This is a genomic window from Agromyces sp. CF514, from assembly GCF_900113185.1.
Lineage (GTDB): Bacteria > Actinomycetota > Actinomycetes > Actinomycetales > Microbacteriaceae > Agromyces.
Map to the genome: position 1 here is coordinate 671,091 of NZ_FOZD01000002.1, position 15,396 is coordinate 686,486.

Below are 15,396 nucleotides of genomic sequence, written 5' to 3' on the forward strand. Positions count from 1 at the left end.
GCGGGAGTACGGCATCATGGATCGGGTGAAGACCATCCAGCTGCGCCGCTACACGCTCGTCGACGGGGAGTACGACGCCTTCGTCGCCTGGTGGGAGTCCACCATGCCGACCGTCCGGCCTGCGGCCGGGTTCGCGATCGAGTTCGCCTACGGCGTGCGCGAGACGAACGAGTTCGTGTGGGCCGTGAGCGCCGAGGGCGATCGCGAGGCCTTCCTCGAGCTCGAGGCGACCTACCTGGCGTCGCCGGGGCGCGCCGCCGCGTTCGAGGGCGTGCCGCAGCGCGTCGCCGTCTCCCAGACCCAGTTGATCGAGGACGTCTCGCCCGGTCAGACCGCCTGATCGGATGCCGCGTCGCGCCGTCCGCGCGACCGCTCGTCGCCTTCGGGCTCGCGCGCGACGGCGTCCATGCCGGCGACCAGCTGTGCGAACCCGCGGTGGCCTCGCGTCGTGAACGCCCCGACGGCGGCGCAGATCGCGATCGCCGTGGCGACGAGCGACCACGCGCCGGGCAGCTCGCTGAAGACCGCGTAGCCGCCGATGCCCGTGGCGAAGCGCACGAGCCGCCAGACCGGCGTCGGGCGCCGTGACTCGCGTGCCGCGATGAGCACGGCGCGCTCGCCGAGGGTGACCGCGCCCGCGAGCACCGAGACGAGCTGTGCGATGGCGACCGTCGCCGTCGCGAACGCGGCCGACCAGCCGTCGAGGGCGTCGTCGGCCGCGAGCAGCGCGTCGCGGCCGAACGAGAGCAGCACGACGGCGTTCACCGCGATCGACACGGTGACGACGACGACCCAGAGCAGCACGAGGTCGACCGTCATCGCGAGCCACCGGCGGGCCGCACTGATCGACCGGTCGCCGCCCGCAGCGACCTGCGAGGAGATCGTGCCGCCCGCGGCATCCGTCCCTCGTATCGCACCGGCACGCACGAAGCGGACCGGGATGAGCGCGAACAGCGAGCCGAGCACGGCGCCGAGCGTGTTCGCCGCGAGGTCGCCGGTGTCGAAGAGCCGGTATGCGCAGGGGTAGACGCCCCAGACGCCCGTGAGCTGGGTCAGCTCGATCGCGAGCGAGACCGCGAAGCCGGTCGCGAGGGCCGCGACGACACCGCGGTGGAACAGCAGCCGTGCGAACACCCCGAGCGGCACGAACAGCAGCACGTTCAGCGCGACCTGCTGCACGGCCGCGTTGCCGAGCAGGGATCCGCCGTCGCGGGCCTGCACGGTCGCGATGTCGAGCACGGCCTGCAGGGGGTTCAGCACGACGCCGACGCACCGGTAGTCGCCCGACTCCGGAAGCGGCAGCAGCGTGTACGCCCAGAGCGCGAGGGCGTAGAAGAGCAGCGCGATCCAGCCCAGCATGCGAGCGCCAGAGAAGCCGCCGCGCCGGCGGTAGCTGAGCGCCACGAGCGGGGCGAGGACGACGAGGAGCACGACGAATCCGACGGCGATCGCGATGAGGCCGGGCATGACGTGGTCCACCCGGGCAGCCTAGCCGCGGCGATCCCTCCGGACCGGAGGGCGTGCCGCCGGAGCGGGTGTGCCGCCGCCGCGTGTCGACGGGCTACGCGCGAGCCCCGGCCACGGCGTCGGCGACGCGGTACTCCCACAGCCACGCCGTGTCCGTGGTCGCGCGCGGCTTCGAGAAGTACGCGCGGAGCATCGCGTCGCGCACCGGGCGGAACGCCCCGGGCGCCTTGCCCGAGCTGCTGGCCTTGCCCTGCGCGATGACGCGCTCGACGCGCGGTCGGCGGAGCGCCTCGTAGCGCGCGAGGGCTGCGGGGATGCCGGCCCGCGGGCCGGTCGTACCGGTCATGCCGGTTCCGCCCCCGGCGCCGGCCTCGGCGAGCAGCAGCCCCAGCGCGAGGCCGTCTTCGAGCGCCATCGACGCGCCCTGCCCCGACGAGGGGGAGGCCGCGTGCGCGGCGTCGCCGATGAGCACCGCGGCTCCCCGGTGCCAGACCGGCACGCGCGGGAAGTCGTACATCGGCCAGGCGGGGAGGAGGTCGTCGCTCGCCTCGAGCACCCGGGTCGCGACGGGGTCGTCGCGTCGTACGAGGTCGAGGAGGGTGCTCCGCCAGGCCTCGCCCGAGATGCCGGCCAGCTCGGCCCGGTCGGGTTCGCGACGGCGCGCGGGGTTCGCGAACCACCACACGTCGCCGTCGTCCGAGGCGAGCCACGAGAAGAACGTGTCGCGGCCGAACATCATGTGCATGAGGCCGGGCGGGGTCGGCACCTCGATGCCCGAGGCGAATCCGCCGGTGTTGAGGAGTCCGAGGTACCTGGCCTTCGGGGCGCGCGGGTCGAGGAGCGAGCGCACGGTCGAGCCGATGCCGTCGGCGCCCACGAGCAGCGAGCCGGTCGCCGTGGCGCCGTCGGCGAAGTGCGCGGTCGCCGACGAGTCGGTCGTGTCGAGCCCGACGATGCGCCGGCCGTAGTGGATCGGGATGCCGGCTTCGCGCACCGCGTCGAGGAGTGCGCCGTACAGCTCGGTACGCCGCACCGACATGGTGCCCTCGCCCATCGGGAACTCGGTGAGCGCGGTGCCGTCGCCGAGGCCGAGCTGCATGCCCGGGGTCGGGATGCCGGCGAGCGGACGTACTCCCAGCTCGCGCAGCACCGCGACGCCGTTCACGGCGAGGGTGAGCCACGCGCCGACACCGTCGGACGGCGTGGGCCTGGCCTCGTAGACGGCCGTCTCGACGCCCGCTCGGTGCAGTGCCAGTGCCGCGGCGGCGCCCGCGACGCCTCCGCCGATGATGATCGCGTTCATGTGCCGTTGCCTCTCCGAAGTCGCCGGCGATCAGCGCCGGGTGGCTATAGTCAATCATTAACTATTCATTGACGCAACTATGATGGAGTCATGCCGCCCGCCGCGAACCGCCGGTCGCCGACCGCTCTCGTCGTGCTCGCGACGCTCACCGAGCGCCCGCTGCACACCTACGCCCTGCACCGACTGCTGCAGGAACGCGGCAAGACCGAGGTCGTCGCGATCCCCACCCGCGCATCGCTCTACCCCGTGCTCGACCGCCTCGAGCGCAGCGGGCTGATCGCCGTCGACCGGGTCGAGCGCGAGCCGGGTCGCCCCGAGCGCACGGTCTACCGGGTCACCGACCTCGGCGCGTCGACGGTCGCCGAGTGGCTCCGGCACTACCTCGCCGGCGAGTCGTCCGAGCGGCCCGGGTTCACCGCCGCGCTCTCGTTCGCCATGCTCCTCCCGCCCGTCGAGGTCGCCGACGCGCTCGACCGGCGGCGGGCCAGGCTCTCGACCGAACGCTCCTCGCTCCTCGACGGGCTCGCCGCAGGCGACGAACTCGGCCTGCCCGAGCTCTTCCAGCTCGACGAGCGCTACCGGATCGCGGTGCTCGACGCCGATCTCGCGCACCTCGCCGAGTTGATCCCACGGCTCCGGGCAGGCGAGCTGGGTTGGGACCGCGAGTGGATCGCCGAGGTCGCCGAACGCCTCGGCGCCGAACGGCCGCCGCAGGACTGATCCGCCCCCGCCGCGGCATCCGATCACGTCACGACCTCCCGCGCGTCGGTTTTCGTGGCCGAGCCGTGACACGCCGTACAGTGCGCGACCAGCATCGATTCCGTACGCTCGAAGCATCCCCCGGAAGTGAATGCGGCCGACGCTGCCCACCGGCATGCGCGACCGCGGAGACTGGTCGACGACGCCCACCGCAGGTGCCTCGCGACCGAGAGAGAAGATCGTGAGCCTCGAATTCGACGCAAGCCGTGCCCGATGGACCGCCCGAGAGGAGCTCGCCGAGCGGATGATCCCGCTCATCGGCGGCCTCTACCGCGAGCACGGGGTGGTCACCTCGATCCACGGCCGCCGCCTCATCAACCGCTCGCCGATCGAACTCCTCAAGGCGCACCGCTTCGCCCGCCAGGCCGGCGACGTCGAGCTCGACCCCGCCGACACGATGCGCGTGCTCGAGGCGCTGCGCGAGATCGCACCCGGCCCGGCCTCGCTCGACCTCGCACGTCTGGTGGCCCGGTACGCGGCATCCGGTGTCGAAGGCGCACACGGCGGCGAAGGCGAGCGGATGCCGCTGGCCGACTTCCTGCGCACCGAGCTCGCCCCCGTGCTCGCCGCCGACGGCGCCGAGCGCCCCGTGCGCGAGGGCACCAACGTCGTGCTCTACGGCTTCGGCCGAATCGGACGCCTGCTCGCGCGCATCCTGATCGCGCACTCGGGCGACGCGACCGGGCTGCGGCTGCGCGCGATCGTCGTGCGCAAGGGGTCGGCGAACGACCTCGTCAAGCGTGCCAGCCTGCTGCGCCGCGACTCGGTGCACGGCCCCTTCGCGGGCACGATCGAGGTCGACGAGCAGGCCAACACGATCCTCGCGAACGGCACGCTGATCCAGGTCATCCACGCGAACGACCCGGCCGCGATCGATTACACGACCTACGGCATCCACGACGCGATCGTCGTCGACAACACGGGCCGGTGGCGCGACGAAGAGGGGCTCTCGCAGCACCTCCGTTCCACGGGCGTCGCGCGCGTGCTGCTCACGGCACCCGGCAAGGGTGCGATCAAGAACATCGTGCACGGCATCAACGACGGCGACATCGAGGCATCCGACCGCATCCTCTCGGCCGCGTCGTGCACGACGAACGCCATCACGCCCGTGCTGAAGGCCGTCGAAGACGCCTACGGCGTCGTACGCGGACACGTCGAGACCGTGCACTCGTTCACGAACGACCAGAACCTCATCGACAACTTCCACTCCGGCGACCGCCGCGGCCGCTCGGCGGCGCTGAACATGGTCATCACCGAGACGGGCGCGGCGAAGGCCGTCGCCAAGGCGCTGCCGTCGTTCGCGGGCAAGCTCACCGGCAGCGCGATCCGCGTGCCCACGCCCGACGTGTCGCTCGCGATCCTGAACCTGCAGCTCGAGCGCCCCACCTCGAAGGACGAGATCAACAGATACCTGCGGCAGGTCTCGCTGACCTCGCCGCTGCGCCAGCAGGTCGACTACATCGAGTCGGCCGAGGTCGTCTCGACCGACTTCGTGGGCTCGAGCCGCGCCGGCATCGTCGACGGGCTCGCCACGATCGCCGACGGCACCGACGCGGTGCTCTACGTCTGGTACGACAACGAGTTCGGCTACTCGTGCCAGGTCGTGCGGGTCATCGAGGCCATGGCCGGCACGCACCCCGTCGTGCTGCCCGTGCGCGAGCCGGTCGTGCTCGGTTCCGTCGCACCCGACGCGGCGTCGGCTGCGGACGCCGACGCGCAGCCCGAGCTCGTCGCCGGCTGAGGCTCGGGAGTCCCAGAGGCGCGGATGCCGCGGGCACGGGTTGCGCCCGCGGCATCCGTCGTTCCGGCTCAGCGGTCGACGCGAAGCGCACCGCCCAGTCGCAGCGATTGCTGCGCGCGGAGCCTGCCGACGTCGATCGGTCGCTCGACCGTGAGCCCCTCGGTGACCTTCACGCCTTCGGCCACCTTCAAGGACTCGGCGGTCTTCAGTGCCTCGGCCGTCTTCAGTGCCTCGGCGACCCGCAGGCCCTCCTCGGCCTTCAGGCGCTCCGTGACCTTCAGTGCCTCGGCCGCCGCGGCGCGCTCGAGCACGACCGCGTCGCCGAACTCGATCTGCAGGCGGGTGATCTCGCGCGGGTCGAACTTCGGGTCGGGCGTCGGCTTCTCGAACGGGCCCGGCTTCACCCGGACGTCGAGGTCCTTGAGCCGCCGCGTCCAGCAGGCGAGCACCTTCGGGAAGTCGTCGGGGTGGTACCCCTCGAACCAGCCCCCGGCCTCGAAGCGCGTCTGCCCGATGGCGGAGCCGACCTGGTCGGAGACCGTGCAGACCAGGTCCGCCCCGAGGCGGATGCCGCCGGGGGAGGTCAGCCCGAGCTCGAACGTGACGGGGTCGATCGTGTAGTCGACCGCGAACGTCGACCCGTCGAACGGCACCTGCACCACGCCGCTCGTGCCGGAGATCGGCACGCCGCCGACCGTCCAGCTCGCGGTCGGCGCCGTCGCGGTCGGTTGCCCGACGCCGCCGAAGCCCGCCGTCGACACGGTGAAGATCTCGAGCGTCGAGGTCGCGTACGTGCCGCGGCGAACGGTGTCGCCGCAGGGCGTCTCCTCGGTCGTCTCGGCGCCGACGACCCCGAGCGTGTCCTCGCTGCGCAGCCGCGATGCGACGGTCACCGCGCGGTTCGCCGGCCCGTTCGAGACGCGCAGGTCGACCCAGGTGCGGTCGGGATCCACACCGACGATCGTGACGGTGAGGTTGCTGGAGTCGACCGCAACGTCGGTGTCGATCGAGTTGAGCGGCACGACGCCGCGGTACCAGATGCGCGGACCCGTGCCCGGGACATCCGTCAGCGAATGCACGACGACGCCCTCGCGCGACAGGTCGGTGCCGACCGGGTCGAGACCGGCATCCCATCCGGTGGCCGTGCGGAACTCGACGTAGATGCGACCGACGCCGCTCGCCGGCTCGCCCGCCGGGTGGAGCACGAGCAACGTCGGCTGTCGCCCCGAACCCTGGCGTGCGACATCCGCCGACGCGCTCCGCAGTCGAACCGACACCGAGCCCGACGTCGGGAACGGTCGCTCGACCACCGAGCCGGCCATCGCGTCGGGCAGTTGCCGATGCAGGTGCGCGCGCGAGAGGTTCGGGCCGGCCGACCCGAACGCTCCGGGCGTCGGCCATCCGTTCACCGCCGGGATGCTGCGCGTCGGCGTGGACTGCCAGCGCGGCCCCGTGCCGAGCCACCTCGAGCCGAACGACGCCGACGACATCAGGTCGAACGGCGAGCCGTAGACCGGGTCGACGATGACGTTCGCGTCCTTCGGATCCCAGTCGGAGCCGTTGTTGAGCAGCCCGTAGCTGTGCTCGAAGCCGAGCACGTGCCCGACCTCGTGGCACATGAACGTGTGGTTGCCGGTGGCGGCCGCGATCACCGCGACCGGGAACCCGCGCACGCTCGTCGCGCCGGCGTCGAAGTTCTGCGTGATCGTCGCGGCCTCGCCGGGCTGCCCGGCCTTCGGGTTCGGGATCTGCCGCTGCCCCGGGTACATGAGCACGACGACGCCCTGGAACCCGGCGAGGGGGTCGTGGTCGGGGAACTTCGCACGCAGCGCGTCGATCGCGAGCTCGGCCTGCTTGGCGCGCGAGACGTCCTCGCCGAGGCTCACGACGACCCACGGCATGAGCGCCGAGTCGACGAAGTCGAGGTGCTTGCGGGTGGTGTCCTCCCAGTACCGGAGCACCGAGGAGGAGCCGACCATGAACAGGTCGATGAAGGGGCGATCGCCGACTGCGGGCGCGGCGCTCTCGTGCCGGGCGCGGATGACGGCGAGTTTCACGGGCTTGGTCATGCGCCGATCCTCCGCCGTGCGTGCGTCCGCGAGATCAGGACCATCCCTGAGTGATCCTCCCCGACTCGGCCGGCGCTCAGACCCGCACGTAGGCTGGGGGCATGAGCGCCGAAGCCGTCATCGTCGATGTGATCCGCACCCCCGTCGGCCGTGGCAAGCCCGGCGGAATGCTCTCCGGCGTGCATCCGGTCGACCTGCTCGCAGGCGTGCTCGACACGCTCGTGAACCGCAACGACCTCGACCCCGGGCTCGTCGACGACGTGATCGGCGGATGCGTCAGCCAGGTCGCCGAGCAGTCGTACAACATCACCCGCAACGCCGTGCTGGCCGCGGGGTTCCCCGAGCACGTGCCCGGCACGACGATCGATCGCCAGTGCGGATCGAGCCAGCAGGCCGCGACGTTCGCCGCGCAGGCGGTCATGGCGGGCCAGGCCGACATCGTCATCGCGTGCGGCGTCGAGTCGATGAGCCGGGTGCCGCTCGGCTCGAGCGCTGCGGGCGCAGACCCCTACGGCTCGCGCATCGCGGCGCGCTACCCCGACGGCCTCGTGAACCAGGGCGTCTCGGCCGAGCTCATCGCGGCGAAGTGGGGGTTCTCGCGCGCCGACCTCGACGAGTACGCCGCACGTTCGCACGCGCTCGCCGCGGCGGCGGGGGAGTCGGGGGCGTTCGCGACCGAGGTCGTGCCCGTGCCCGGCGTCGCCAGCCTCGCCGACGAGACCGTGCGGCCCGGCACGACCGCCGACGGGCTCGCCGGCCTCAACCCGGCGTTCCGCAGCGACGCGTCGGCCGAGCGGTTCGCCGAGCTCGACTGGCGCATCACGCCGGGCAACTCGTCGCCCCTCACCGACGGGGCGTCGGCCGCGCTCATCATGAGCGCCGACGCCGCCGAGAAGCTGGGGCTCACGCCTCGGGCGCGGTTCCGGTCGTTCGCCGTCGTCGGCAGCGACCCGCTGTACATGCTCACGGGCGTGATCCCCGCGACCGAGCGCGTGCTGGAGCGCGCGGCTCTCACGCACGACGACATCGACGCCTACGAGGTCAACGAGGCGTTCGCGTCGGTGCCGCTCGCCTGGCTCGCCGAGACCGGGGCGGATGCCGCGAAGCTCAACCCCCGCGGCGGCGCCATCGCCCTCGGCCACGCGCTCGGCTCCTCGGGCACGCGCCTGCTCACGACCCTCGTCAACCAGCTCGAGGCCACCGGCGGGCGGTACGGACTGCAGACCATGTGCGAGGGCGGCGGCATGGCCAACGCCACGATCATCGAACGCCTCTGAGCGACCCACCCCGCTCACGCGCCACCCCGCCCCACCAGACCACCGCCCCACCAGACCACCGCCCCACCAGACCACCGCCCATCGAGATGACACCAGTCGTCGGGCCCCAGCGTCCGATGCCGACCACTTCTGCCCCCTCGATGAGGTCCAACCGAAAGGAATCCGCATGAGACTCGACGGCGCATCCGCGATCGTCACCGGAGGGGCCTCGGGCCTCGGCCGGGCCACCGCCCGCGCACTCCTCGAGGGCGGCGCCTCCGTCGTGCTCGTCGACCTGCCCGGCCCGCGCGGCGAGGAGGCCGCGGCCGAGCTCGGCGAGCGGGCGCACTTCGTCGCGGCGGACGTCTCGAACGAGGCCGAGGTGCAGGCGGCGGTCGCCGCGGCATCCGCGCTGGGTCCGCTGCGGGTCGCCGTGAACTGCGCGGGCATCGCGACGGGCAACCGCACCGTCGGACGCGAGGGCCCCGCGCCACTCGACGTCTTCGAGCGCACGATCCGCGTGAACCTCATCGGCACGTTCAACGTGACCCGGCTCGCGGCGGCCGCGATGGCCGCGACCGAGCCGACCGTCGGGCAGGTGCCGGGCGGGCCCGAGACCGCCGAGCGCGGCGTGATCATCAACACCGCGTCGGTCGCCGCCTTCGACGGGCAGATCGGGCAGGCCGCCTACTCGGCCTCGAAGGGCGGCGTCGCGGCCATGACGCTGCCGCTCGCGCGCGACCTGTCGAAGCTGCTCATCCGCGTCGTCACGATCGCGCCGGGCATCTTCGAGACGCCCATGATGGCCGGCATGGCGCAGGAGATCCAGGACTCGCTCGCCGCGCAGATCCCGCACCCGTCGCGGTTCGGCTCCCCGGCCGAGTACGCGGCGCTCGCGCGCTCCATCATCGACAACCCGATGGTGAACGGCGAGACGATCCGCCTCGACGGCGCGATCCGCATGGGCCCGAAGTAGGGCGAGGGCCGCGTCGACTGCGGAACTCCGGATGCCGCGGCCGCACCGTCGGCGTGTCGCGTCACCTGTGCGGGGTGTCGCTGCCGGCATCCGGAGATCAGCAGTGTGCACTCCGGCGCACGACGAGGCCGGATGCCACGGGGCCGACCCCGTGGCATCCGCCCCGCTCGTGGACTACGCGCGCACCTGCGAGCGCGGGCTGCGATTGCCCGGGAAGTCTAGCGTGCCGCGGCCGCCGCCCCGCGCCGCCTTGATGATGCCGTCGATCGCATCCCAGGCGCAGACGCCGACGATCACGGCGACGAAGAGCACCGACAGCACCCATTGCGCGTCGGCGTCGAGGTGCGGTTCGATCAGTGCGAGGAACTCGGCGCTGAACAGGCGTCCCTCGATGAACAGCCAGATCACCGGGATCGCGAACGCGGCGTTCAGGGCGACGTTGACGAGCGCGTTGGCCCAGTTCCAGTCGCTGCGGAAGATCCACACCGCGAAGGCGGCCTCGAGCGCGATGAGCACGAACAGGTACGGGATCCAGAACGACCACAGGTCCGGCGAGAGCAGCGGCTCCGGAGAACGCTCGCCGCCGATCCACACGACGCCGAACTGCTGCCAGATCAGGAACGCCGCGGCGATGCCGAGCCAGACCAGGGTGGCGATGAGGTCGGCTCGCCGATGCGGGCGCCGGAGCTCCGGAAGCTGCGGCAGCTGCTCGGGCGTCCAGCCCAGCGCCTCGTCGACGTCGGTGCCCGCTGCGGTGCCGTATCGCTCGATCAGGGCGAAGACGAGGGTCGTCCAGAACGCGAGGTGGACGGCGACGGTGACGCCGATGCCCACGGCCTGACCGATGACCTCCCAGCCGCCGCCGGCGATCACGAGGCCGAGCGCCGATGCGGCCGCCGCGGTCGCGGGAACGAAGGACTCGAGGAACACCAGCAGCCGCTTCCAGATGAGGAAGTACCGCGGCCCGATGAGCATGAGCGGCCGGTCGCTGTAGCTCGCCGCGAGCGCCGCGGGGTGGCCGAGTTCGACGAGGGCGTCGCGCTCGGCCGTCTCGGGCGTCGAGGCACCCGACTCGATGCGTGCCTCGATGGTGTCGGCGATGCGCTCGGCGAGGTCGCGCGAGAGGTCCTCGCGCTGCGAGGCGGGAAGGCTGCGCGTGGCCGCGAAGAGGTAGCGGTCGGTGAGCTCGGTCATGATGCGTCTCCAGTGGCGTCGGGACCGGTGCTGCCGGCCTGGTCGGTCGTGAGTCCGCCGAGGGCGTCGTCGATGCGACGCCAGTCGGACATGAGGGCGATCGCGAGCGCGTCGCCGGTGGGGCTCGTGCGGTAGAACTTGCGAGGCCTCGCCTCGTCGGTGTTCCACTCGCTCGTGAGCAGGCCCTGCTTCTCGAGGCGGCGGAGCAGTGGGTAGAGCGTGTTGGCGTCGACGAGGATGCCGAGGCCGTTCAGCGACTCGAGCAGGGCGTACCCGTAGTCGGGCGTGCGCAGCCGCACGAGGCAGGCGAGCACGACGGTGCCGCGGCGCAGCTCCTGCAGGTGCGCGTTGGTCGTCTCTTCGGTGTCCATGTGTCACACGATACTGTGTGTCGCACACTATTGCAATGGTCACTTCATAGTGACGGATGCTGCGGCGCGGCCGCCTACTGGCCGGCGTGCGCCTCGAGGAACGCGTACACCTCGGCGTCGTCGACGCCCGGGAACGTGCCGGAGGGCAGCGGCGAGAGCACGTGCGCGTGCAGGCGGGCGCTCGGCCAGGCGCGCCCCGCCCAGCGCTCGGCCAGGCCGGCCGGCGCCCGGCGGCAGCACGCCTCGTCGGGGCACGTCGAGACCGCGCGCAGGGTGGTCTCGCGCCCGCGGAACCACTTGGCCTGCGCGAACGGCACGCCGACCGAGATCGAGAACTCCGCGGCATCCGTTCGACCGGTCTGGGTGGCGCACCAGAAGGTGCCTGCGGGCGTGTCGGTGTACTGGTAGTTCTCGGTCGTGCGATTCGTGTGCTCGAACGCGGTGCGCGCGCTCCACTTCTTGCAGACCCACTGACCCTCGATCGAGCCGGTCACGTCGGTCGGCAGCGGCAGCCCGTCGTTCTCGTAGCCCTTGAGCAGCGCGCCGTCGCCGGCCACGCGCAGGAAGTGCACGGTCATGTCGAGGTAGGTCGTGCCGAGGTTCGTGAAGCGCAGCGCCGCGGCCTCGTGCGTCACGCCGAACGCGTCGCGGAAGTCCTCGATGGCGAGTCGCTTCTCCTTCTTGGCCTGCTGCAGGAACGCGACGGAGGCATCGCGCGGCATCAGGCAGGCGGCGGCGAAGTAGTTGATCTCGAGTCGCTGCCAGAGGAACTCGTCGTAGCTCGCGGGCGGCTGGTGGCCGAGCAGGCGGTGCGCCATGGCCTGCAGCGCCATCGAACGCAGGCCGTGCCCGCCCGGGATCGACGCGGGCGGCAAGTAGATGCGTCCGTTCGCGAGGTCGGTGATCGACCGGGTCGAGTCGGGCAGGTCGTTGACGTAGATGAGCTGGAACCCGAGGCGCTCGGCCATGACGCTCACCTCGCGGTGGGTCACGGCGCCCGTGCGATGACCCGCTGCGCGCACCTGCTCCTCTGCGAGCTGCTCGATCTCGGGCAGGTGGTTGTCGCGTTCGCGCATGCGTTCGCGCAGGTGCGTGTTGGCCCGGCGCGCCTCCTCGGGCGTCGCGATGGCCTGGCTGGCCCGGCGCTGCAGCTCGCGGTGCAACCCGACGATCGCCTCGAGGGTGTCGTCGCCGATGCCGCGTCCGGCGCGGATGGGCGGCAGCCCGAGGCTCGCGTACAGCGGGCTCGCCTGGGCGCGCCCGAGCTCGAGCTCGAGCGCCGCACGCGGGCTCGGCGCCTCGCGGGAGAGCAGGTCTTCGAGCCCGATGCCGAACGCCGAGGCGAGCGCGTCGAGTGTCGAGAGCTTCGGCTCGCGCTTGCCGTTCTCGATGAGCGAGAGCTGCGAGCCGGCGAGTCCGACCGCCTCGCCGGCCTGGTCGAGGGTCATGCCGCGCTCGCCGCGGAAATGGCGGATGCGCTGGCCGAGCGTCGCGAGATCGGTGCTTCCGGTCTTCATGGCTTAAGACTATCGAAAGAACACACATTCTTAACACGGGAAATGGTCACTCGGATGCCGCAATCCGCCGCATTCTGGAAACACGAACCGATTCCGGGGCCGCTGCGAGGCGGAACCGGCACCACAGAAGGGACGACGATGACCATCTCCGAGTTCACGCCCGGCACCGAGGCATCCGTCGAAGCATCGGCCCCCGTGCCGCACGGCACCACCGACCACGACCTGCGCGCCTGGGTCGCCGAGATCGCCGCGCTGACCAAGCCCGACGAGATCGTCTGGTGCGACGGCTCGAAGCACGAGGCGGACCTGCTGACGAAGCAGCTCGTGGCCGAGGGCAAGCTCATCAAGCTGAACCCCGAGTGGCGTCCCAACAGCTATCTCGCACGCACCGACCCGCGCGACGTCGCCCGGGTCGAGGATCGTACGTTCATCTGCTCGACCTACGAGGAGGACGCCGGCCCCACGAACAACTGGCGCGACCCCAAGGCCATGCGCGGCGAGCTCGACGACGTCTTCGACGGCTCGATGAAGGGCCGCACGATGTACGTCGTGCCGTTCTCGATGGGTCCGCTGGGCGGCCCCATCAGCCAGCTCGGCGTCGAGATCACCGACTCGCCCTACGTCGTGCTCTCGATGGGCATCATGACGCGCATGGGCGAGCAGGTCTACCGCCTCATCGAGGCGGGCGAGCCGTGGGTGCGCACCGTGCACTCGGTCGGCCACCCGCTCGTCGACGGCGTGGGCCACCGCGTCGCCGAGGCCGAATGGCCCTGCAACGAGACGAAGTACATCGTGCAGTTCCCGGATTCGCGTGAGATCTGGTCGTACGGCTCGGGCTACGGCGGCAACGCGCTGCTCGCGAAGAAGTGCTTCGCGCTGCGCATCGCGAGCGTGATGGCGCGCGACGAGGGCTGGCTCGCCGAGCACATGCTGCTCATCAAGATCACCTCGCCCGAGGGCGGCGTCTACCACGTGGCGGCGGCGTTCCCGTCGGCGTGCGGCAAGACGAACCTCGCGATGCTGCAGCCCACGATCCCCGGCTGGAAGGTCGAGACGATCGGCGACGACATCGCCTGGATGCGGCCCGGAGCCGACGGCCGCCTGTACGCGATCAACCCCGAGGCCGGCTTCTTCGGCGTCGCGCCCGGCACGGGTGCGTCGACGAACCCGACCGCGGTCGACACGCTCTGGGGCAACACGATCTTCACGAACGTCGCGCTCCGCCCCGACGGCGACGTCTGGTGGGAGGGCCTGACCGACGAGGTGCCCGCCGAGCTCACCGACTGGGAGGGCAACCCGTGGACCCCGGCCTCCGGCCGGCCCGCGGCGCACCCGAACTCGCGCTTCACGGTGGCCGCGCAGCAGTGCCCGCAGATCGCCGACGACTGGGACGCCCACGACGGCGTGCCGATCGACGCGATCCTGTTCGGCGGACGCCGCGCGACCAACGTGCCGCTCGTGGCCGAGGCCCGCTCGTGGAAGCACGGCGTGTTCATGGGCGCGACCATCTCAAGCGAGAAGACCGCGGCCGCCGAGGGCACCGTCGGCGAGCTGCGCCGCGACCCGTTCGCGATGCTGCCGTTCTGCGGCTACAACATGGCCGACTACTGGAGCCACTGGGTCAAGATGGGCCGCACGCTCGGCACGAACGCGCCGCGCATCTTCCAGGTCAACTGGTTCCGCAAGGGCGCCGACGGCGACTTCCTCTGGCCCGGGTTCGGCGAGAACGCCCGCGTGCTCGAGTGGATCGTCGGGCGCCTCGAGGGCAAGGCCGACGTGCAGGAGACGCCGATCGGCCTGCTCCCGGCATCCGACGCCCTGAACCTCGACGGCCTCGAGATCGAGGATGCCGCGCTCGAGCAGCTCTTCGACGTGGACCGCGACTCCTGGCTCGCCGAATGCGCACTGACCGAGGAGTACTTCGAGCAGTTCGGCGATCGCGTGCCGGCGGCCCTCCGCGCCGAGCTCGCGAGCCTGCGCTACCACCTGGAACACCAGGGCGCGTAGCGCACCGCACTCGACGACGCGCCCAGGGGGACGGGCGCGTCGTCGGGTGCGAAGAGCGGATGCCGCGGGCCGGCGTGCACGGGAAGGTGCGCCGGCCTGCGGCATCCGCTCTTCATGTCTGCGGGTGCCGTCTGCGGCGTTCGGCGCGCGGCCTGCGTTGTTCGGCGTTCGGCGCGCGGGCGTGCGGGCGTGCGCCGCGGGATCGGCACGTCGCGCCCCGGCTTCGCGTCCGCGCCGCTAGCGTGTGGCGCGAGGGGGCGACATGGGCGAGTTCGCATTCGGCAGGTTCATCGAATCGGTCGGCGAGGTCATCGACGTGCTCGGCGTCGTCGCCATCGTGGTCGGCGTGCTCTACGCGAGCGTGGACGCGGCGTTCCGCGGGCTCCGGCGGCGCAGCCCCGTCTACACGCGGTTCCGGCGCGTGCTCGGGCGGGCGATCCTGCTCGGCCTCGAGCTGCTCGTCGCGGCGGACATCATCAAGACCGTGGCCGTCACGCCGACGCTCGAGTCGGTCGGCGTGCTGGCGATCATCGTGCTGATCAGGACGTTCCTCAGCTGGTCGCTCGAACTCGAGATCTCGGGACGGTGGCCGTGGCAGAAGCGCGCCGGTGCCGGCGAGGCCGAGCCCGGTGATTCGGACCCCGCCGAGGCGGCCGGGGCGCGCCCGACCACCGCCTGAGCGGCGGCGACGCCCGCGCGGGCCATCTGCGCGGACGCAACTCCGGATCCCGGGCCC

13 protein-coding genes are annotated in these 15,396 nt (G+C 71.9%); 7 read left to right on the forward strand and 6 right to left on the reverse strand.

From position 1 onward, the window contains the following. Positions 1-25: 25 nt before the first annotated feature. Positions 26-340 carry a hypothetical protein gene (locus BM342_RS15915; protein WP_092968737.1) on the forward strand — a complete coding sequence of 105 codons (315 nt, stop codon included), beginning with the start codon at positions 26-28 and terminating at the stop codon, positions 338-340. Here BM342_RS15915 and BM342_RS15920 read toward each other — a convergent pair. Both BM342_RS15920 and BM342_RS15925 read right to left on the reverse strand, forming a co-directional pair. Next, positions 328-1,479: a VanZ family protein gene (locus BM342_RS15920; RefSeq protein ID WP_092967885.1), complete on the reverse strand. Its 1,152-nt coding sequence runs from the start codon at positions 1,477-1,479 to the stop codon at positions 328-330. The two genes, BM342_RS15915 and BM342_RS15920, sit on opposite strands and share 13 nt — an antisense overlap. Before the next feature lie 82 nt (positions 1,480-1,561). Next, positions 1,562-2,770 carry an FAD-dependent oxidoreductase gene (locus BM342_RS15925; RefSeq protein WP_092967887.1) on the reverse strand — a complete coding sequence of 403 codons (1,209 nt, stop codon included), beginning with the start codon at positions 2,768-2,770 and terminating at the stop codon, positions 1,562-1,564. A gap of 90 nt (positions 2,771-2,860) precedes the next feature. Between BM342_RS15925 and BM342_RS15930 the strand changes: the two genes are divergently transcribed. Together BM342_RS15930 and BM342_RS15935 are read left to right on the forward strand one after the other, a co-directional pair. After that, a complete protein-coding gene (locus BM342_RS15930) occupies positions 2,861-3,490 on the forward strand; it encodes a PadR family transcriptional regulator (protein ID WP_092967889.1) in 630 nt (209 codons plus the stop codon). 220 nt (positions 3,491-3,710) lie between these two features. Then, a complete protein-coding gene (locus BM342_RS15935) occupies positions 3,711-5,270 on the forward strand; it encodes a glyceraldehyde-3-phosphate dehydrogenase (RefSeq protein WP_255368861.1) in 1,560 nt (519 codons plus the stop codon). A gap of 68 nt (positions 5,271-5,338) precedes the next feature. Here BM342_RS15935 and BM342_RS15940 read toward each other — a convergent pair whose 3' ends face one another. Then, entirely contained in the window at positions 5,339-7,339 is a 2,001-nt protein-coding gene (locus BM342_RS15940; RefSeq protein ID WP_092967891.1) for a hypothetical protein, read from the reverse strand. Between the two features lie 101 nt (positions 7,340-7,440). Between BM342_RS15940 and BM342_RS15945 the strand changes: the two genes are divergently transcribed. After that, positions 7,441-8,616: a thiolase family protein gene (locus BM342_RS15945; protein ID WP_092967893.1), complete on the forward strand. Its 1,176-nt coding sequence runs from the start codon at positions 7,441-7,443 to the stop codon at positions 8,614-8,616. A 166-nt stretch (positions 8,617-8,782) separates the two neighbouring features. Beyond that, complete coding sequence (locus tag BM342_RS15950; protein ID WP_092967895.1) at positions 8,783-9,571, forward strand: SDR family NAD(P)-dependent oxidoreductase; 789 nt, start codon at positions 8,783-8,785, stop codon at positions 9,569-9,571. A gap of 174 nt (positions 9,572-9,745) precedes the next feature. Here BM342_RS15950 and BM342_RS15955 read toward each other — a convergent pair whose 3' ends face one another. The 3 genes from BM342_RS15955 to BM342_RS15965 all read right to left on the reverse strand — a co-directional run bounded on the left by BM342_RS15955 (position 9,746) and on the right by BM342_RS15965 (position 12,653). Continuing rightward, entirely contained in the window at positions 9,746-10,765 is a 1,020-nt protein-coding gene (locus BM342_RS15955; protein WP_092967897.1) for a permease prefix domain 1-containing protein, read from the reverse strand. Next, positions 10,762-11,136, reverse strand: a complete 375-nt coding sequence (locus tag BM342_RS15960; RefSeq protein WP_092967899.1) for a PadR family transcriptional regulator — start codon at positions 11,134-11,136, stop codon at positions 10,762-10,764. Before BM342_RS15960 ends, BM342_RS15955 begins: the two co-directional genes overlap by 4 nt. Before the next feature lie 74 nt (positions 11,137-11,210). Continuing rightward, positions 11,211-12,653: a helix-turn-helix transcriptional regulator gene (locus BM342_RS15965; RefSeq protein WP_092967901.1), complete on the reverse strand. Its 1,443-nt coding sequence runs from the start codon at positions 12,651-12,653 to the stop codon at positions 11,211-11,213. A gap of 138 nt (positions 12,654-12,791) precedes the next feature. Here BM342_RS15965 and BM342_RS15970 point away from each other — a divergent pair, with 138 nt between their 5' ends. Both BM342_RS15970 and BM342_RS15975 read left to right on the forward strand, forming a co-directional pair. Further along, positions 12,792-14,660 carry a phosphoenolpyruvate carboxykinase (GTP) gene (locus tag BM342_RS15970; protein ID WP_092967903.1) on the forward strand — a complete coding sequence of 623 codons (1,869 nt, stop codon included), beginning with the start codon at positions 12,792-12,794 and terminating at the stop codon, positions 14,658-14,660. Between the two features lie 262 nt (positions 14,661-14,922). Next, a complete protein-coding gene (locus BM342_RS15975; protein WP_092967905.1) occupies positions 14,923-15,339 on the forward strand; it encodes a DUF1622 domain-containing protein in 417 nt (138 codons plus the stop codon). Positions 15,340-15,396: the final 57 nt, after the last annotated feature.

Coding starts and splice junctions, on each gene's coding strand:
- BM342_RS15925 (WP_092967887.1), bottom strand. CDS start 2,770: ATGAACGCGATCATCATCGGCGGAGGCGTCGCGGGCGCCGCCGCGGCA.
- BM342_RS15930 (WP_092967889.1), top strand. CDS start 2,861: ATGCCGCCCGCCGCGAACCGCCGGTCGCCGACCGCTCTCGTCGTGCTC.
- BM342_RS15940 (WP_092967891.1), bottom strand. CDS start 7,339: ATGACCAAGCCCGTGAAACTCGCCGTCATCCGCGCCCGGCACGAGAGC.
- BM342_RS15945 (WP_092967893.1), top strand. CDS start 7,441: ATGAGCGCCGAAGCCGTCATCGTCGATGTGATCCGCACCCCCGTCGGC.
- BM342_RS15950 (WP_092967895.1), top strand. CDS start 8,783: ATGAGACTCGACGGCGCATCCGCGATCGTCACCGGAGGGGCCTCGGGC.
- BM342_RS15955 (WP_092967897.1), bottom strand. CDS start 10,765: ATGACCGAGCTCACCGACCGCTACCTCTTCGCGGCCACGCGCAGCCTT.
- BM342_RS15960 (WP_092967899.1), bottom strand. CDS start 11,136: ATGGACACCGAAGAGACGACCAACGCGCACCTGCAGGAGCTGCGCCGC.
- BM342_RS15965 (WP_092967901.1), bottom strand. CDS start 12,653: ATGAAGACCGGAAGCACCGATCTCGCGACGCTCGGCCAGCGCATCCGC.
- BM342_RS15970 (WP_092967903.1), top strand. CDS start 12,792: ATGACCATCTCCGAGTTCACGCCCGGCACCGAGGCATCCGTCGAAGCA.
- BM342_RS15975 (WP_092967905.1), top strand. CDS start 14,923: ATGGGCGAGTTCGCATTCGGCAGGTTCATCGAATCGGTCGGCGAGGTC.